This window comes from Tenacibaculum sp. HL-MS23 (genome assembly GCF_032463465.1).
In the GTDB taxonomy this organism is placed as follows: Bacteria; Bacteroidota; Bacteroidia; order Flavobacteriales; family Flavobacteriaceae; genus Polaribacter; species Polaribacter bernardetii.
Window position 1 is genome coordinate 609,004 of sequence record NZ_CP135989.1, and the last position, 18,797, is coordinate 627,800.

Annotated in this window: 20 protein-coding genes and 1 pseudogene; 10 read left to right on the forward strand and 11 right to left on the reverse strand. The window is 30.6% G+C overall.

The genetic code is table 11. From position 1 onward, the window contains the following. Positions 1-88: 88 nt before the first annotated feature. Positions 89-1,363, forward strand: coding sequence for a serine hydroxymethyltransferase (gene glyA / locus RRF68_RS02780; protein WP_315944920.1), 1,275 nt, complete (start codon positions 89-91; stop codon positions 1,361-1,363). 79 nt (positions 1,364-1,442) lie between these two features. On the opposite strand, the gene RRF68_RS02785 is transcribed toward glyA, so the two are convergent. Further along, positions 1,443-1,628, reverse strand: coding sequence for a CsbD family protein (locus RRF68_RS02785; RefSeq protein ID WP_315944921.1), 186 nt, complete (start codon positions 1,626-1,628; stop codon positions 1,443-1,445). Between the two features lie 135 nt (positions 1,629-1,763). After that, positions 1,764-3,107, reverse strand: coding sequence for a DNA recombination protein RmuC (gene rmuC, locus RRF68_RS02790; RefSeq protein WP_315944922.1), 1,344 nt, complete (start codon positions 3,105-3,107; stop codon positions 1,764-1,766). Between the two features lie 103 nt (positions 3,108-3,210). Between rmuC and RRF68_RS02795 the strand changes: the two genes are divergently transcribed. The 5 genes and pseudogenes from RRF68_RS02795 (at position 3,211) to RRF68_RS02815 (ending at position 8,113) form a co-directional block, all read left to right on the forward strand. Next, a complete protein-coding gene (locus RRF68_RS02795) occupies positions 3,211-3,762 on the forward strand; it encodes a 1-acyl-sn-glycerol-3-phosphate acyltransferase (protein ID WP_315944923.1) in 552 nt (183 codons plus the stop codon). Positions 3,763-3,883: 121 nt separating this feature from the next. Then, positions 3,884-5,212, forward strand: coding sequence for a DEAD/DEAH box helicase (locus tag RRF68_RS02800; RefSeq protein ID WP_315944924.1), 1,329 nt, complete (start codon positions 3,884-3,886; stop codon positions 5,210-5,212). 134 nt (positions 5,213-5,346) lie between these two features. After that, on the forward strand, positions 5,347-5,538 hold the full coding sequence (locus RRF68_RS02805; RefSeq protein WP_218772531.1) for a cold-shock protein: 192 nt from the start codon (positions 5,347-5,349) through the stop codon (positions 5,536-5,538). 248 nt (positions 5,539-5,786) lie between these two features. Beyond that, positions 5,787-6,250: pseudogene (locus tag RRF68_RS02810) on the forward strand (cold-shock protein). A gap of 327 nt (positions 6,251-6,577) precedes the next feature. After that, the gene (locus tag RRF68_RS02815; RefSeq protein ID WP_315944925.1) at positions 6,578-8,113 is read left to right on the forward strand and encodes an SDR family oxidoreductase; all 1,536 of its coding nucleotides are present in this window, start codon (positions 6,578-6,580) and stop codon (positions 8,111-8,113) included. A gap of 67 nt (positions 8,114-8,180) precedes the next feature. Here RRF68_RS02815 and RRF68_RS02820 read toward each other — a convergent pair whose 3' ends face one another. From RRF68_RS02820 to RRF68_RS02845, 6 genes are read right to left on the reverse strand one after another with little or no spacing between them, the layout of a single operon-like run. After that, the gene (locus RRF68_RS02820; protein WP_218772528.1) at positions 8,181-8,987 is read right to left on the reverse strand and encodes a type 1 glutamine amidotransferase domain-containing protein; all 807 of its coding nucleotides are present in this window, start codon (positions 8,985-8,987) and stop codon (positions 8,181-8,183) included. A gap of 10 nt (positions 8,988-8,997) precedes the next feature. Beyond that, on the reverse strand, positions 8,998-10,155 hold the full coding sequence (locus RRF68_RS02825) for an iron-containing alcohol dehydrogenase (RefSeq protein ID WP_315944926.1): 1,158 nt from the start codon (positions 10,153-10,155) through the stop codon (positions 8,998-9,000). 46 nt (positions 10,156-10,201) lie between these two features. Further along, positions 10,202-10,834: an NAD(P)H-dependent oxidoreductase gene (locus RRF68_RS02830; protein ID WP_218772526.1), complete on the reverse strand. Its 633-nt coding sequence runs from the start codon at positions 10,832-10,834 to the stop codon at positions 10,202-10,204. Between the two features lie 3 nt (positions 10,835-10,837). Then, entirely contained in the window at positions 10,838-11,500 is a 663-nt protein-coding gene (locus tag RRF68_RS02835; protein ID WP_315944927.1) for an NAD(P)H-binding protein, read from the reverse strand. 1 nt (position 11,501) lies between these two features. Then, the gene (locus tag RRF68_RS02840; protein WP_315944928.1) at positions 11,502-12,086 is read right to left on the reverse strand and encodes a TetR/AcrR family transcriptional regulator; all 585 of its coding nucleotides are present in this window, start codon (positions 12,084-12,086) and stop codon (positions 11,502-11,504) included. Continuing rightward, positions 12,079-12,453 (reverse strand): MauE/DoxX family redox-associated membrane protein, encoded by a 375-nt coding sequence (locus RRF68_RS02845; RefSeq protein ID WP_275315584.1) that lies wholly within the window; start codon positions 12,451-12,453, stop codon positions 12,079-12,081. Before RRF68_RS02845 ends, RRF68_RS02840 begins: the two co-directional genes overlap by 8 nt. Before the next feature lie 155 nt (positions 12,454-12,608). Between RRF68_RS02845 and RRF68_RS02850 the strand changes: the two genes are divergently transcribed. The 4 genes from RRF68_RS02850 (at position 12,609) to RRF68_RS02865 (ending at position 15,872) form a co-directional block, all read left to right on the forward strand. Beyond that, positions 12,609-13,184, forward strand: coding sequence for a Crp/Fnr family transcriptional regulator (locus tag RRF68_RS02850; RefSeq protein ID WP_315944929.1), 576 nt, complete (start codon positions 12,609-12,611; stop codon positions 13,182-13,184). 83 nt (positions 13,185-13,267) lie between these two features. Then, positions 13,268-14,362 carry an alkene reductase gene (locus tag RRF68_RS02855; RefSeq protein WP_315944930.1) on the forward strand — a complete coding sequence of 365 codons (1,095 nt, stop codon included), beginning with the start codon at positions 13,268-13,270 and terminating at the stop codon, positions 14,360-14,362. Positions 14,363-14,388: 26 nt separating this feature from the next. Next, complete coding sequence (locus RRF68_RS02860) at positions 14,389-14,817, forward strand: OsmC family protein (protein ID WP_315944931.1); 429 nt, start codon at positions 14,389-14,391, stop codon at positions 14,815-14,817. Further along, positions 14,817-15,872, forward strand: coding sequence for an NAD(P)-dependent alcohol dehydrogenase (locus RRF68_RS02865; protein WP_275315590.1), 1,056 nt, complete (start codon positions 14,817-14,819; stop codon positions 15,870-15,872). Before RRF68_RS02860 ends, RRF68_RS02865 begins: the two co-directional genes overlap by 1 nt. A gap of 262 nt (positions 15,873-16,134) precedes the next feature. On the opposite strand, the gene RRF68_RS02870 is transcribed toward RRF68_RS02865, so the two are convergent. The 3 genes from RRF68_RS02870 to RRF68_RS02880 all read right to left on the reverse strand — a co-directional run bounded on the left by RRF68_RS02870 (position 16,135) and on the right by RRF68_RS02880 (position 18,788). Further along, the gene (locus tag RRF68_RS02870) at positions 16,135-17,133 is read right to left on the reverse strand and encodes a hypothetical protein (RefSeq protein ID WP_315944932.1); all 999 of its coding nucleotides are present in this window, start codon (positions 17,131-17,133) and stop codon (positions 16,135-16,137) included. After that, positions 17,126-18,250, reverse strand: coding sequence for a mechanosensitive ion channel family protein (locus tag RRF68_RS02875; RefSeq protein WP_315944933.1), 1,125 nt, complete (start codon positions 18,248-18,250; stop codon positions 17,126-17,128). The genes RRF68_RS02870 and RRF68_RS02875 overlap by 8 nt, the downstream gene beginning before the upstream one ends. Before the next feature lie 76 nt (positions 18,251-18,326). Then, entirely contained in the window at positions 18,327-18,788 is a 462-nt protein-coding gene (locus RRF68_RS02880) for a GbsR/MarR family transcriptional regulator (protein WP_218772516.1), read from the reverse strand. Positions 18,789-18,797 lie beyond the last annotated feature (9 nt).

The window sequence follows — 18,797 nt, forward strand, 5'->3', positions numbered from 1 at the left end:
TTAATTTCTGTTTAAAATAAGATAAGAATTGCATAAAAATTAATTAATAAAATTAGTACTTTTGGTTACTTATTTAACAACACACAAGATGCAAAAAGATCATCAAATATTCGATTTAATTCAAGAAGAGAAAGAACGTCAGCTAAATGGTTTAGAGTTGATTGCTTCTGAAAACTTTGTGAGCGAACAAGTAATGCAAGCGCAAGGTTCTATTTTAACTAATAAATATGCCGAAGGATATCCTGGTAAACGTTATTACGGTGGATGTGAAGTGGTAGATATTGTAGAGCAAATTGCAATTGATAGAGCTAAAGAATTATTTGGCGCTGAATATGTAAATGTGCAACCACATTCTGGTTCACAAGCAAATACAGCTGTTTTTGCTACTTGTTTAAATCCTGGAGATACTATTTTAGGTTTCGATTTATCGCATGGAGGACATTTAACTCACGGTTCTCCTGTAAATTTTTCAGGTAAATTATACAATCCTGTTTTTTATGGTGTAGATAAAGCTACAGGAAAAATTGATTATAATCATTTAGAGCAGCAAGCAAAAGAACATAAACCAAAATTAATCATTGCAGGAGCTTCGGCATATTCTCGTGATATGGATTTTGAAAAATTTAGGGAAATTGCTGATAGTGTTGGTGCTATTTTAATGGCAGACATCTCTCATCCGGCAGGTTTAATAGCAAAAGGAATTTTATCTGATCCTTTACCACATTGTCATATTGTTACAACAACAACGCACAAAACGTTACGTGGGCCGCGTGGTGGAATGATTATGATTGGTAAAGATTTTGAAAATCCGTTTGGATTAAAATTAAAATCAGGAAAATTAAAGAAAATGTCTACATTGATAAACTCTGCGGTTTTCCCAGGAAATCAAGGTGGACCATTAGAGCATGTTATCGCAGCAAAAGCAATTGCTTTTGGTGAAGCATTAACTGACGAGTTTTTAGAATATCAATTACAAGTAAAAGAAAATGCTAGTGCAATGGCGAAAGCTTTTGTTGCTAAAGGATACGACATTATTTCTGGAGGAACAGACAACCATTGTATGTTAATTGATTTACGTAATAAGAACCTTACAGGTAAAGAGGGTGAAGATACATTAGGTAAAGCAGATATTACAGTAAATAAAAACATGGTTCCTTTCGATACTCAGAGTCCGTTTGTAACTTCTGGTATTCGTGTTGGTACAGCAGCTATAACTACGCGTGGTTTGGTTGAAGAAGACATGCAAACTGTTGTAGATTTAATAGACGAGGCGTTAACAAATGTAGGAAACGAAGACGTTTTAAAGCAAGTAGGAGAGAAGGTATACGATTTAATGCACGATAAAAGGTTATTCGTAATGTAATATTAATAATATAATTAAACGTAAAAAAGCATCAAGTAATTACTTGATGCTTTTTTGTTTGAATGAAATATAAGAGGTATTACCAACTTTTTATTTCTTTTTCAATAGTTTCACGACTTTCGCCATATTTTTCTTGAATCTGACCAATTACTTTATCTAAAGAACCTTCAGCTTGGGTTGATTTATCGTTTGTTACTTCACCTACTTTTTCTTTAAACTCTCCTTTTATTTGTTTCCACTTTCCTTCGTTTGTATCTGAATTCATAATAGTTATTTTTAGGTACTAAAACAGTACTGATTATTAATACTTCAAATTTAAAATGATAAAAGAATATGTGTTAACGGTAATAATATAAGTTTTAACCCATTTAAAATAAAATAGTAATTTTTAAAAAAATAATTATTCTTTTTCCTGGGCTCTTTCAATAATATTTTCTGGTAATGCTTTTTTAGCTTTTGCGCCCATTTTTTTCAATTTTTCAACACTAGTTATAAGATTACCACGGCCATCTACCAACTTGTTCATTGCAGCGTTGTAATCATCTTTAGAGGCATCTATTTTTTTTCCTATTCCGATTAAATCCTGTAATAATCCATCAAATTTATCATATAAAGCGCCTGCTTGTCTGGCTATTTCTAATGCATTTCGCTGTTGTTTTTCGTTGTTCCACATGGTATCAATTGTACGTAAAGTAGCTAATAACGTAGTTGGCGTAACTATAACAATATTTTTTTCAAATGCTTTATTATACAATGAATTGTCCTGATTTAAGGCAATAGCAAATGCCGGTTCGACAGGTATAAAAAGTAATACAAAATCTGGAGATTCAATTTTATAAATATCTTCATATTTTTTTTCGGATAACTGTGTTACATGTCTTTTTAAAGAATTAATATGTGCTGTTAAAAAACGTTCTTTCTCTAAATCATCATCTGTATTTACATATTGTTCGTAAGCAGTTAGTGAAACTTTAGAGTCGACAATCATTTTTTTGTTATCAGGTAAATGAATCACAACATCGGGTAAAACACGTTTGCCTTCATCATTTGTAAAAGACTGTTGTACAAAATATTCTCTGTCTTTTTCTAAACCAGATTTTTCTAAAACACGCTCTAAAACTAATTCTCCCCAGTTTCCTTGAATTTTATTATCCCCTTTTAAAGCTTTTGTTAAATTGATAGTTTCTTTACTCATTTGTAAATTCAACTCTTTTAAACCAACAATTTGCTGACGTAAAGCTGAGTGATAATCAATACTTTCTTTATGTGTTTTATCTACTTTGTCTTCAAAAGTTTTTATTTTTTCTTGAAGCGGATGTAAGATGTTTTTAATATTTTCTTTATTCTGCTCAGTAAATTTACTTGACTTCTCATCTAAAATTTTATTAGCTAAGTTTTCAAACTCTTTGGTAAATTTATCTTGTAGTTTTTCTACTTCAATTTTGTTTTCGTTAAGCTTTATTTGAAGGTTTTTTAATTCTTCATTTTTTCTAGCTAATTCAATATTTAAGAATTCTTTTTCTCTACGGATTTCTACAGTTTCTTTTTCTTTATCAGTAAAACGACCTTGGATCTCAGTTTTTTGAATTTCTAAATTAGAAGAATTTATTTGTTGAGTTGTTATTTTTTTTTCTAAATCTGCTAACTGTTGTTTAACTTTTAATTTTGATAAAAGATAACCGATAACAAAACCAAAAATTAAGGTACACAAGGCAGTAATGCCAATTAAAAGAGAAGTATCCATTAGAATTTCGTAAGTTTATATGCTAACAAATATAACGTAAGATTGGTTAATTTTGTTTGAATTTCATACAGAAAAGCGTAATTTTGAACTTTATAATTAATAGATGATATCTAAATTTATATTTACAAAAATTTTAGGATGGAAGTTTAACGGAGAGTTTCCGAAAGAACTTAAAAAATACGTACTAATAGGAGCACCACATACTAGTTGGGAAGACTTTTATGTAGGTTTATTCTCTAGAAACATCACAAAAACCAAACTTAATTTTGTAGGCAAAAAATCATTATTCAAACCTCCTTTTGGCTTTTTCTTTAGAGCTTTAGGTGGAGCACCGATAGACAGAACTAAAAGCTCAAACGTTGTAGATGCAATTATTGACGTTTTTAACTCAAAAGAAGAATTCAGACTCGCAATTTCTCCTGAAGGTACAAGGCAATATGTAGATAAATGGAAAACAGGATTTTATTACATCGCTAAAGGTGCTAATGTACCAATTGTAATGCTTGGTTTCGATTTTGAAAACAAACAAGTAAAGTTATCAAAACCGTTTTATGTAACGGATGATATAAAATCTGATTTTGCTCATTTTTATGCCTTTTATAAAGACATTAAAGGTGCAAAACCAGAACTTTTTAATAACAAAAACCTGCTTTAAAAGCAGGTTTTTATTTTTAGAAATAAGACTATTTATAAGTAGTTACCTGAAAAAAAGGAATAAGAATATTAATTGATAGTATTTCTTATAAGTGTGATTATCTTTGCATAAAAAATATTTTATGCCAAAACAGTTTTCAGATTTAGGAATTAATGCAGAATTACAACAAAGTTTAGCCCAATTACAAATTTCTGTACCAACAGATGTACAGGAAAAGGCGATTCCTGTAATACTAAATCAAAAAGAAGATGTAGTTGTATTGGCAAAAACCGGAACAGGTAAAACAGCTTCTTTTGGTTTACCTTTATTACAATTAATAGATGTAACTTCACCTAAAGTACAAGCAATTGTGCTTGCTCCTACGAGAGAATTAGGACAACAGATATATAATAATCTTACGTCATTTTCTGCTAATAGTCCAAAAATATCAATCGCAGCAGTTTGTGGAGGAATACCTATCAAACCACAAATAGAACGTTTACAATCTGATACACATATTGTTGTAGCAACACCTGGTCGTTTGGCTGATTTAATAAAAAGAAATGCGATAGATGTTAAGCACATTACGCATTTTATTTTAGATGAAGCAGATGAAATGGTAAGTGCTTTAAAAGAAGGATTGGATAGTATTATTAAGGAAATTCCGAAATCGAGAAGAACATTATTGTTTACCGCAACAATGCCTGGTACAATAAAACAATTGGTGCAAAATTATATGTCAAAACATGTAATTAAAGTTGAAGCAGACATGACAACAGTTGGTCACCAAGGTATCGATCATCAATATGTTGTAGTAGAACCTATAGAAAAATTGGAAGTACTACTTCACTTTTTAAATTCAAAAATTGGTCAGCGAGGTATTATTTTCTGTAAAACTAAAGCAGCAGTTAATAAATTAGCTAAGAATTTAGCTATAAATAAATTTTCTTCAGGAGCCATTCACGGTAGTTTAACCCAAGGAATTCGTGATCGAATTATGGGGCAATTTAGAGAAGGACATATAGATATATTAGTTGCTACCGATTTAGCAGCTCGTGGTATTGATGTAAAAGAAGTTTCGTATGTAGTAAATTACCATCTACCAGACACTTATGATGCCTATGTACATAGAAGTGGTAGAACAGCTAGGGCAGGAGCAACCGGACTTTCTTTAACTATATTACAACAAGAAGAAGTAAAAGATATTGCTGATTTTGAAAAGGAACTAGGCATTAGTTTTAAACCATTTAAAAAGGCGGATGCTAAAAGTATTGAAGAAAATAATGGTTTAATATGGGCTAATAAAATATTTAAAACCAAGCCTAACCGTAACGTTTCAGAAGATTTTAAAGCCAAAATAAAAACTATCTTTCATCATTTAACTAAAGAAGAGTTAGTTGATAAAATATTAGCTAATTATTTATCACAATCTAATACTACAAAAGTAGAAAAAGATAAAAAAAGAAAGTGATTTTAGAAAAGTAATTACTGCTTTAAAATACAATATTTATTTTTTAAAAAAATAAATCAAATAATATCTATTTTATCAAAAATATGGTACCATCTTTGCAAACAGATAAGTATTATAAATTTAATTACATTACAATGAGTAAAGGAATAGTAAAATTTTTCAATGACACTAAAGGATTTGGTTTCATCACTGAAGAAGGAGTAACAAAAGATCATTTCGTACACGTTTCAGGTTTAATCGATGAAATTCGCGAAGGAGACGAAGTAGAATTTGATTTAGAAGAAGGAAACAAAGGACCAAATGCGGTTAACGTAAAAGTTATCTAAAAAATATACTTTAAGTTTTAAAAGTCCATCATTCTTTGATGGACTTTTTCTTTTCTTATAAAGTAATTTGATATATTAAAATTTCTCTTAAATTAAGGTATAAAAGAAAATTTAATTAAAAAAATCAAAAAAATCAAAAAAAATACGTAATTTAGGGTTATATTGGGGCGATTATGATAACACCCTAAAAAGTACTTATCAATACTCCAAATCACAAATAGTAATAAAATTATATATTAATTAATCTTATGGCAAAATCTCAGCAATCATTTAATAAGAATGAAAAAGAGAAAAAGCGTTTAAAAAAACGTGAAGATAAAAGAAAAAAATGGAAGCTCGTAAAGCTGACATAAGGGAAAATGGACCAACTGGAATTGAATTTGCATATACAGATGCTTATGGGAATTTAAGCGCTACGCCTCCTGATCCTGATCAGGTAATAGAAGAAATCAGTTTAGAGGACATTCAAGTAAGTGTTCCTAAAACTTTAGAAGGCGATAGAGAAGCTTTTGATCCCGTTAGAAAAGGAACAGTTTCTTTTTTCGATTCATCTAAAGGGTTTGGATTTATTATCGATTCTGCAGATCAAGAAAAATATTTTACACACGTAAGTGGTATTATTGATGAAATTTCTGAAAACGATAAAGTAAGCTTCGAACTTGAAAAAGGTATGAAAGGTATGAATGCAGTCAAAGTAACATTGGTTAAATAATCAATACTTAGTTTTATACCATACTTTAATGATAATAGCTTTTCTTAAGAGTTATTATAAATATAAAATGAGATTTACCTATATGGTAAATCTCATTTTTTGCTTTTAGTATTATTAAATGATTGTTTAGAAGTGTTTTTATTCTCTAATAGATAAAAAAAATTCATTTAAAAGAGGTAATTTCGCGCCCTGAGATAAATATATAGCAAAGATTTTAATTTTTAATCTGTAACTATAAGAGATAAAAGAATTATTCTGAAGCTGTTTCAGAATAATTTTATAATAAAAGGAACCAAAACTTCTAAAATAAAAATAAATAATTCGTTTATGAGTGAAGAAAAACCGAATATAGACATCGCTTCTTGTATTTCGACTTTACAGCAATTATTGGAAGATACAAACCAACTTTTTGAATTACCAGAAGAGCAAAGAGTAGCATTATTTAAAGCTGCCGGTGAATTATCTAGGCCAAATCGTGCCGAATTTGAACGCCGAAGAAAAGATGCTAAAAAGGCAGCGAAACGTAAAATGATAGCGAAAGATACACACGCTAGAAAAACTACAGGGATTCGTTCTGCTCGTGAAGCAGCATTATTTGTGGCGCCTAAATTATTAGGAGCTGCAGCTATAAATGAAGATACTTTAGAGCTAGAATCTCCTAGGAACTGTTACGTTTGTAAAACTATGTATACAAAACTGCATCATTTTTACGATACAATGTGTAAAGATTGTGGTGATTTAAATTATGCCAAACGTTTTCAAACTACAAACTTAAAAGACCAGGTAGCTGTAATTACAGGTTCGCGTTTAAAAATCGGTTATCATATTACTTTAATGTTATTGCGTTCGGGCGCAACAGTTGTAGCTACTACACGTTTTCCGGCAGATTCTGCTATCCGATTTTCTAAAGAAGAAGATTATAAGGATTGGAGTGATCGTTTGCATATTCATGGTCTTGATTTAAGACATATTCCAAGTGTAGAAATTTTTTGTAATTATATAGAACAGAAATATAATCGATTAGATATTTTAATAAACAATGCAGCTCAAACAGTAAGGAGACCGTCAGGTTTTTATTTCCATTTAATGGAAAATGAAAAATTACCAGTAGATAAGCTTCCAAAGTTAGCGCAAAGATTATTAAAAGATCATGAAAGTTGCTTAGAAGAATTATCGAGTTTAAGTATTGGTCCTTCTAAGACTGATAAAAATAATGTTTTACCTGTTACTTGGCACGGACCAGAGCCTGGAATAGGACTCCGTAATTCTGCTGAATTATCTCAAATACCGTATAGTTTTGATAATTCTTTGCAAACATCAGAAGTTTTTCCTGAAGGGGAATTAGATGCCGATTTACAACAAGTAGATTTAAGAAAAACTAATAGTTGGCGTTTAAAGTTGGGTGAAATTGAAACAACCGAAATGGTAGAGGTACAGCTGGTAAATGCTGTTGCACCATTTGTTTTATGCAATCGTTTGTCTAACTTAATGATGAAAGAAAATACAGGTAAAAAGCATATAATAAATGTTTCTGCTATGGAGGGTAAATTTCATCGCTTTAAAAAGGAAGAAAGGCACCCACATACCAATATGGCAAAAGCCGCTTTAAATATGCTAACACATACTTCGGCATCTACGTTTGCAAAATCAGGTATTTATATGAATGCCGTAGATACAGGTTGGGTTACAGATGAAGATCCGGCTGAATTATCTAAAAAGAAAGTTGAAGTTCATGATTTTCAACCACCATTAGATATTGTTGATGGTGCCGCAAGAGTTATGGATCCGTTAATTGACGGAATTAATACGGGTAAACATTGGTCTGGAAAATTCTTAAAAGATTATTTCCCTATTGATTGGTAAAAAAAATATTTTCATAAAAAAAGGCTGTCATTTTAATGACAGCCTTTTTTTATACACTTAATTTAAATTATTTTAAGCTTTGTAATAATTTTTCTGCAACCAATTCGGAAGATGCCGGGTTTTGCCCTGTAATTAAATTACCATCTTGAATTACATAAGCAGCCCAATCATCTTTTTTAGAGTATATTCCTCCATTTTCACTTAACATGTCTTCTACTAAGAAAGGAACAACATCTGTTAATCCAACAGCAGCTTCTTCAGTATTTGTAAAACCTGTTACTTTTTTACCATTTACTAAAAAAGTACCATCTGCATTTTTAACATTTTTTAAAGCAGCAGGAGCGTGACATACAAATGCTACTGGCTTATCTTGACTATTAAACTTTTCTATTAAAGCAATTGAAGTTGCATCAGTAGCTAAATCCCATAATGGTCCGTGTCCACCTGGATAAAATACAGCATCAAAATCGTCTGCATTAATGTCAGATAACTTGTTTGTATTTGCAATTCTAGCTTTAGCCTCATCATCTTTGTTAAAACGATCTGTAGCTTCTGTAGCTGCATCAGGTGAATCACTACTTGGATCTATTGGAGCAGCTCCTCCTTTTGGAGTTGCTATAGTAATTTCTGCACCTTTATCTAATAATGAGTAATATGGGCTTGCAAATTCTTCAACCCAAAATCCTGTTTTTTTCCCTGTTTCTCCTAATTTATCGTGAGATGTTAATACAAATAATACTTTCATTTTTTTATCTTTTTTTAGTGACGTTATTTCTTTTGATACTTCTTTAGAAGTCGTATCTTTTTTAGCTTCTTTACAACTCGACGCTGTAATTATAGTAAGCGTTAACGCTAGTGTTTGTAATATTTTCATTTTATAAAAATTAATAAGCCATTTTAACTATTTTTTCAGCATCTTCTGGCATTAAGGCTTGTCTTTCTCCTAATTTCCATCCACGCTCTGCAAAACGTTTCGCAACTTCTTCTGCAGTACCTTCATAATCTTTCGTGTAATCAGATAATTTTGTATCAATACCTAATTCATGGAAAAAAGCAGTTGTTTTTTCTATAGCAGCATATGCTTTATCATCTGTAGTTCCTTCAGTGATATTCCAAATTCGCTCACCATATTGCGCTAATTTTTCTTTTTTAGCTTCAAAATTATACTTGTAATGACTTGGTGTAATTATAGCTAAAGTACGAGCGTGATCAATACCAAATAAAGCCGTTAATTCATGGCCCATCATATGTATTGCCCAATCTCCAGGAACTCCTTTTTGTATTAATCCGTTTAATGCCATTGTACAGCTCCACATAAAATTAGATGCTGCTTGGTAATTTGTAGGATCTTTTAAAACTGTTGGTGCTACTTCTACTAATGTTTGTAAAATACTTTCAGCAAAACGATCTTGTAATAAAGCGCCAATAGGATATGTCATATATTGCTCTAAAACGTGTGTAAAGGCATCTGTTAATCCGTTTGCTAATTGACGTTCTGGAATTGAAGTGATAACCTGTGGATCTAATATTGAAAACACTGGAAATAAACCAGGTCCGCCCATTGCTAACTTCTCTTTAGTTTCTGCTCTTGTAATAACGGCTCCAGAATTCATTTCTGATCCTGTTGCTGGTAAGGTTAAAACGGTACCAAATGGCATTCCGTTTTCTGTTCTAATATTTTTAGTTAAAATATCCCAAGGAGTTTCGCCTTCATATACTGCTGCTGCAGATAAAAATTTAGTTCCATCAATAACAGAACCACCACCAACAGCTAATAAATAGGTGATTTTTTCTTCTTTAATAACCTTTAAAGCATCCATTAATGTTGCATACTCTGGGTTTGCAGGTATACCTCCAAACTCAGTAACATCTACATTTGCTAAAGCAGTTTTTACTTGGTCGTAAATTCCGTTTTTCTTAATACTACCACCTCCATAAAGCAATAATACTTTTGCGTTACTTGGTATTTCTTGTGCGATTTCTTTTATAGTGTCCCTTCCAAAAATAATTTTGGTAGGATTTTTAAATTCAAAATTATTCATTTTTTTCTTTTTTTAATTAATAATTCATTTAGAGTACTAATAACTATTATTCTATTACAGTAACTAAATCTGTCATAGGTTTTCTAACTTTTACTAAGTTAACCAACCAATCTTCATTTTCTTTTCTATATCCTAATGGTAATAAAACAGCACTACGTAAACCTTTTTCACGTAAACCTAAAATTTTATCTACGGCATCTGGCTCAAAACCTTCTAAAGGTGTTGCATCTACACCTTCATAAGCTGCAGCTATAATAGCATGAGAAAAGGCTATATATGCTTGTTTAGCAGCGTGATTAAAGTTTTCTTCTTCATCTTTTTGTGGATACATACCTAATAACATTTGACGGTAGTTTTCCCAACCTTCATTCTTAAAACCACGAATTTCATTTGTTAAGTCGAACATATAATTAATTCTATCTACGGTATAAGTATCCCAAGCAGCAAAAACTAGTAAATGAGAACAGTCTGTAATTACAGATTGATTCCATGCAATTGGTTTTATTTGTTCTTTGATTTCTTGATTTTTAACTACAAAAATCTCAAAAGGTTGTAATCCGCTTGATGTTGCAGCCAAACGAGCAGCTTCTAAAATGCGTTCTATTTTATCTTCTGCTACTTTTTCGCCATTCATTGCTTTAGCAGCATATCTCCAATTTAATTTGTCTAATAATTCCATATTTTATTTTTTTGAAAGTTTTATTATTTGGTTTGAAGTAATAATTACTTCGATATGATTTTTATTATTTGCTAACTGTACCATTGCTTGGGCAATATTATCAGCATCAATTATTTTATAATTCTTTAATTTACCTACAAATAATGGTTGTATAATTTTAAAAACACTTAAGCCTATTTGCTCTAATATTCTGCGTTCTTTTCGTTCGCCACCAATTAAAGAAGGTCTTAAAATGATAGTTTTTTCGATATTTTGAAGTAAAACATCATTTTCCATTTCTCCTTTTGTCTTATTATAAAACACACTACTTTTTTTATTTGCTCCCATTGCCGAAACAACTAAAAAGGTGGTAATTTTATTTTCTTTTGCCAATTTAGCAGCAGCTACAGGAATACCATGGTCTATCTTTTTATATAAATTTTTATCAGGTGTTTTTTTTGCAGTTGTACCAATACAACAAAACACTTCATCCGCAGTAAAATCTGCTTTAAAATCTTCTAGTTTTAAAAGATCACCTATATACTGAGTTACTTTTGTTGGTAATCCATCAATTTTAGATCTTGAAAACAATTTGATGTTCTCATAACGATTATCGTTGATTAATTTCGTCAATAAATTAGAACCAGTTAACCCAGTTGCACCTAATATAATGGCTGTTTTTTTCATATTACTTACATACTTTTATACTATTCCAAGCCGATTGATAAGCTTCTTCAATATGTGTTTTATCTAGTGTAAATACACCTCGTTTCTGAGAAATCACTAAAAATGATAAAGGGTTTATGGCATATGCATATAATATATAATCTGACATTGGTTTTATAATACCTTCACTTTTTCCGCGATTCCATAAGTCGAGTAGGGGTTGTAGGTGTTTTATACCTTCTTGTCTACTTGGTTCATCAATCATTGGTGTATTATCACATTGTGCTAAAAACATTGAGTTTTCAGGATCTTTTAATTTAAAATCAGCAATACGTTTCCAAATAACTTCAAATCCAAGTTCTACAGATGTATTTTCATCATAAGTTTCAAAAGCATAATCTGTATATTTAGCTTTAACCTCTATATATGTTTGATTTACTAAATCTTGTTTGTTTTGGAAATATAAATAGATTGTTGCCGGAGAAACTTTAGCCATTTTAGCTATTTTGCTCATTGGTGTAGCATGAAATCCATTGTTATTTACCAATTCAATTGTGGCTTTAACAAGTGCGTTTCTTTTATCTATACTTTTTTGGAGTTTAGCCATTGTTGTTTGTTTTTCTAAATTTATAAGCTAGTGCTATCAAAACAAATTGCATTGGTAATCTTATTAAAGCTGCTTCATGACTACCAATTGCAGGAGTATCTGTAATAACATCCCAAATATGTATTGGTAAAAAAAGCAACATTAAAATTAATATTCCGCTTGCTGCAACACGTGTATATTTAGGAATTAATAACAGTACACCTAGAACGATTTCTATAATACCTGATACGTATATAATTGTTGATTTGTATATTAAAAAATCAGGCACAAATGCGTTAAAAAAATCAGGTTTAATAAAATGTTGTATACCAGCATATACTATAAATATAGCTAATAATATGCGTAAAAAATTCCAGATATGTTTCATTGTTTTCTTTTGATGGTACAAAGATATAAAAAAAGAATGAACATTCATTTTTCATATATAGTATTTATTTATACTACTATAAACAAGATCTAATCATTCATAAATAATACTAAACTTAAAAGAAGTTTGATTATTAAAATATGCATCTTTGCAGTATGTATCAATCTATTCTAAAACACATTCAAGATCATATAACTCCTACAAAATTAGATTTAGAAAGGTTTAATGAGGCTTTAAATAAAGTATCAATATCTAAAGGTCAATTCTTATTAAAACCAGGTACAAGTGTTAAACATGAGTTTTTTGTTATTAAAGGTTGTTTAAAAGCTTATTATTTAGATGATAAAGGGAGTAGCCATATAATTCAGTTTGCTATAGAAAACTGGTGGGTTGGCGATTTTGATGCTTTTTATAATAAAATACCTTCAAAATTATATATAGAAGCTATTGAAGATTCTGAATTGTTGGCTATTAATTATGATAGTCTTCAAAATATTTATGACAAAGCTCCTATTTTTGAGCGTTATTTCAGAATCTTAACAACTCAAGCTTTTATATCTCAACGCAAACGAATATTATCAACTTTAGAAAAGAACACGCAAGAGCGATATCTTGAATTCTGTACTTCGTACCCCAAAATAGAAGATAGAGTTCCTAATTATGATATTGCCAATTATTTAGGTGTTTCTCCAGAAAATTTAAGTCGTGTAAGGCAACAAATAAAAAGTTAATTATATCTCAATTGATCTATATCAATGAGATTGATAATTATGTGTCGTAGCTTTGTTTTTTATTGTTAAAACAAGCAAAATACATGAACAAACAACACCTATTAACGGCATATAATAAAAATATTAACCTAGCAAACCGAGTTGTCATGGCACCCATGACGCGTAGTAGAGCAGACAATAGTGGTAATATACCAACGGATGATTTACATGGTTTATATTATGAGCAACGTGCTTCTGCTGGATTAATTATTACAGAAGGTTCTCAAGTATCTACCAAAGCGGTGGGATATATTCATACAGCAGGAATCCATTCTGATGAACAAGTTGAAGGTTGGAAGAAAGTAACTAAACGTGTACATGATAAAGGAGGAAAAATATTCATTCAATTATGGCATGTTGGTAGAATGTCGCATCCTGATTTTCATAATGATAAATTACCTTTATCAGCATCAGCAATAAACCCTAACTCAAAATCATATACTCCAGAAGGTTTTAAAGATACTGTTACGCCTAAGGAAATGACTGTTGAAGATATTAAAGAAACAATTCAAGATTTTAAAAATGCAGCGGCTAATGCTGTTAAAGCTGGTTTTGATGGTGTAGAAATACACTCATCTAACGGTTATTTATTTCATCAATTTTTTAACGGAACCTCTAATAAAAGAACAGATAATTATGGAGGAACTATAGAGAACAGAGCTCGTTTCTTTTTTGAAGTACTAGATGCTGTAAAAGAAGTGATTCCCCAAGAAAAAATAGGAGCACGCTTTAATCCTTCATTAAATGGTTTATTCGGAATGACTATGGATGGAGATACAATTCCAACTTTTGAATATATTATTAAGAAATTAAATGATTACAACTTAGCATACATTCATCTTTCAGAACCTTTTACAGATGTATCTGAAGTTAAACATGCTGTTACTGAAATAGCAAAACACTTTAGACCTTTGTATAACGGTACCTTAATGATTAATTCAGCTTTTGATCAAGAAAAAGGAAATAAAATCATTGAGGAAGGTCTTGCGGATTTAGTAGCTTACGGAAAACCATTTATCTCTAATCCTGATTTAGTAGAACGTTTTGAAAACAATTTGGAATTAGCAACATGGAATGAAGATACATTTTATACTACCGGAGCAAAAGGGTATACAGATTACCCTAAAGCTTCAAAATAAATAATTTAACCTAAAACACATATATTATGAAATTTACAAGAAAAGCAAATGCAGAATGGAAAGGAAGTGGAAAAGAGGGAAAAGGAAGTATTACAACAGGAAGTAATGTTTTAGATAAAACACAATATTCATTTCAAACACGTTTTGAAAATGGAGAAAAAGGAACGAACCCTGAAGAATTGATAGGAGCAGCCCACGCTGGTTGTTTTGCTATGCAATTGAGTTTTTTATTAAACGAAGCTGATTTTACAGCAACAAATTTAAATGTTGATGCTACAGTGAGTTTTGAAGATGGAGCAATAACAAAAATTACTTTAAATTTAGAAGGAGATGTACCAAATATAGATGCAGAACAGTTTCAGCAAATAGCACATAAAGCAAAAGAAGTGTGTCCTATATCTAAATTATTAAATACAAACATCGAATTAAAAATCACTTTAAAAAACGCGCAATAATGGCAACAACAATAGTAAAAGCATATGGTGCAACAGCACCAACAGAAGATTTAAAACCTTTAGATATAAATAGGCGAGCAGTAGGAGTAGGAGATGTGAAGATAGACATTACCTATTGTGGTGTTTGCCATAGTGATATACATACTGCAAGAAATGATTGGAAAGGATCTAACTATCCTGTAGTACCTGGCCATGAAATTATTGGTCGTGTAACAGAAATTGGTGGCGATGTAAGCAATTATAAAGTAGGTGATTTAGTAGGTGTAGGTTGTTTGGTAGATTCTTGTCAAACATGTGCGTCTTGTGAGCAAGATTTAGAGCAGTTTTGTGAAAAAGGAAGTACTTGGACATATAATAGTCCTGATAAACATATAGAAGGTGCTCAAACATATGGAGGTTATTCAACATCTGTAGTTGTAGATGAGAAATTTGTACTTCGTATACCAGAAAACTTAGATGAAGCAGCAACAGCGCCTTTATTGTGTGCAGGAGTTACTACGTGGTCGCCATTAGCGCATTGGAAAGTGAAAGAAGGCGATAAAGTAGGTGTAATCGGTTTAGGTGGCTTAGGCCATATGGGAGTTAAGTTTGCGAATGCATTAGGAGCTCACGTTGTTATGATTACCACATCGCCAGAAAAAGGTAAAGATGCTAAAAGGCTAGGAGCTCATGAAGTTTTAGTATCTAAAGATGCAGATGACATGAAAAAACATCAGGGAAGTTTTGATTTTATCTTAAACACCATTCCTGTTGGTCATGAAATGGACCCTTATTTAGGTTTACTTAAAATTGATGCAACAATGGTATTAGTTGGTGCAGTAGAGCCTTTAAAACCATTTAATGGAGGAAGTATTATTATGGGACGTAAGCGTATTGCGGGTTCTTTAATTGGTGGTATTAAAGAAACACAAGAAATGTTAGATTTTTGTGGTAAACATAATATTACTAGTGATATTGAGCTTATAAACATGCAAGAAATTAATACAGCTTATGATCGTGTTACTAAAAACGATGTTAAATATAGGTTTGTAATTGATATGAAATCACTTAAATAAAACTATTATACATAAAAACAACATTTAAAATTATTTTAAATGTTGTTTTTTATTAAAGAAAAGGTACAAACAGCTGTTTTGCACCTTTTTTTTATGCGTTTTGTAGTAGATAACAACAAGATCTATTTTACTACTATTTTATTAGTTATCTTGATGGTATACATATTATAAGAAAACGAAAACAGTGCCAATTAAACCCTAAAACATAGAGTAAATTAACACTGTTTAAAAACAGGGGACTTGCGGGGACTTTTAATTGATGTTATTTTTTCTTAGCGAAAGGATCTATTGAGATACCTACGTTAAAATAACCTGTAGCATCTTGTGTATTTTTATAAATATAGTCTTTAGAAGATGCTCCTTTTTCAGTTAATTGATTGCTTATAAAGTTTTGTAAACCTCCTTGAAAAGTACCTATAAGAAAATTATTAAATCGGTGTTCGTACATAACTCCAGATTTTATTTCTAACTGGCTGTATTCAAAAGTTTCAGTATAAGTAGGGTTGTTTTCTATATTCACATAAAAACCATTACCACCAAAGGTACTACCTATAGAAAATCGACCGTTTTTACCTACAAACCTTCTAAATAATAAACGTTGAGGCAATATAAAATCTAACTCCCACTTAGAGTTTTTAAATTTATGATTGTATGAAAAAGTAGGGAAAAAAGGTATTTGAGATGTTGGATCAACAAAAACAATTGCACCCAAAGTCATCGTTGTACGTTGTGTTCTCTTTAATATAAAAGACAAGCCTACTAAACCTTTAATACGTTCTAAACCTTTCTCATTCCCATCAACAATTAATGAGGCATTATAAATTACTGGTTTTTTGAATAATGAAGAGAAATAAGTAGAACTTATTGCCGTAGAGAAATTATGGAAATTTACAGTTCCGTTTTGCTCGAATATAGGTTCGTTAGCTTCATTGATATCCTCAAACTCAAAAGAATTTAATTGATAATTTAAAGAACCTGTAACCGCCCATTTTCTATTTTTTGATCTATGTAAAGGAATGTTAGCAGAGGCTTTAAATGTTTGTTGTGATTTTATTTTTGCATCATTAAAATCTACACCTAACAACTCCGAATTAAAGTCACGAGATAACGATTGACCATATTCAAAATTAAATAATCGAGCACTCGGAAATTTTTCTTTTACACTAATAGCTGTTTCTTTCTGAAATGATTCGTTTTTTTCTTGAGCGTTAACAATCGACGTTATAAAAAAAAGAGTTATAACTATTTTAAATTTATTCATTATTAAGGGTTCTTATATTTCTATTAAATTTATTTATCTGTTGATCTTTAAATACCATTGTAGTATGCGGAAAAGGAATTTGAACACCTTCATTATCAAAACGTTTTTTTATACTTTCGTATAAATCACATTTCATTCTAAAAGCATCATCAAAACTTGCAGCCCAAGCCCAAGCTCTTATAGTTATAGCAGAATCTCCTAAATTAATAACACGCACAACAACCTTTTTTTCATTGTTATACTTATCTAACTCACTACGATGATCTAATATATTAGGATGACTTTCGCATTCTTCTCTAATAATATGTTTTGCTAAATCAATATCACTATCGTATGAAATACCTATTTCTATCCATTGGCAACACATTCGTTCACCTAAATCGTAGTTAACCAACTTCTCTTTGTTAATTACAGAATTAGGAATAACAATCATTTTGTTTTCATAATTCCTAATAATTGTATGGCGTAAAGTAATGTCTGTAACTTTACCTACCATAGTTTCATCTAGTTTTATAATATCGCCAATTTTAAAAGGTTTAAAAGTGATTATAAAAACTCCTCCAACCAAATTAGCTAAAGCTTCTTGAGATGCCACACCAGCAATCACAGCAATTACACCAGCACCACCTACAGCAGTTTGGGCAATACCACGTAAGGAAGGAAAAACAAGTATTGCCAATACAATTCCTATAAAATAGATACTAAAAAAAGAGATGTAACTTAAAAATTTATAACTCGTAGGATCTTCATTAGTCTTAATTTTTATAGCAATAGAACGTTTAAACCATGTTTGCGTTAATGAAGCTGTGGTTATAGTAGCTACAGCTACGATTCCTATATAAAATACTATGTAAAATTTTTGAGCAAATACTTTATAATTTTCTTTATCGATAAAAATAAAGACTAATGCCATAATACCTAAAACTAACCAAAGAGAATTTAATATTTTTCGAGTTAATTGAATTGTTTCAGGGGTTTCGTTTGGATGTTTTTTTCTTGATCTTTTTTCTAAGATGTTATGAAATAACTTCGTGAAAAAACGCAAAATTAAAACTACGCAAATCACTATTAACACATATATAATTACTCTTTTATTGGCTGTCCAAAATTCTATCATTTATACTTATTTATTTTTTTTAGTTTTATTTATTTCATTTGTTCAGTATTAAAAGAACCAATTTTATCAAAAAAAACTATTCGTTTTTCCAATTTTCAATCAATTTAATACTTTCTTTTTGATAATACTCAATAAATTGGGTAAAGTCTTTCAATTGTGAGTTAAATTCAGGTGTCTTGCTAGTTCTATTACTAAGAATCTGAAGGACAACATCATTATAACTTGTAAGTGCATTAATACTATCTTTAAAAGAGTTTTTCCATTGCCCTAATTTAGTGTGAAAGTATCTTTTTCTATCTCCTGGTTTTGTTTTATAACCAATACGCTTTAACATTAATAAATTATTAATAGCATTACTAGTTGCACTTTTACTTAATTCTAAATTTTCTCTAACTTCATCAAAAGTTAACTCATGAGTGTCGGCCACAATAAGTAATGCATCAACACGAGCAGATGCAGGTGAAAGTCCCATACCTTCCTGAACGACACCAAAACTTTCTATAAGTTCTTTCTGCTTTTCTGTTAATTTATTTTTCATGTAGAGAGG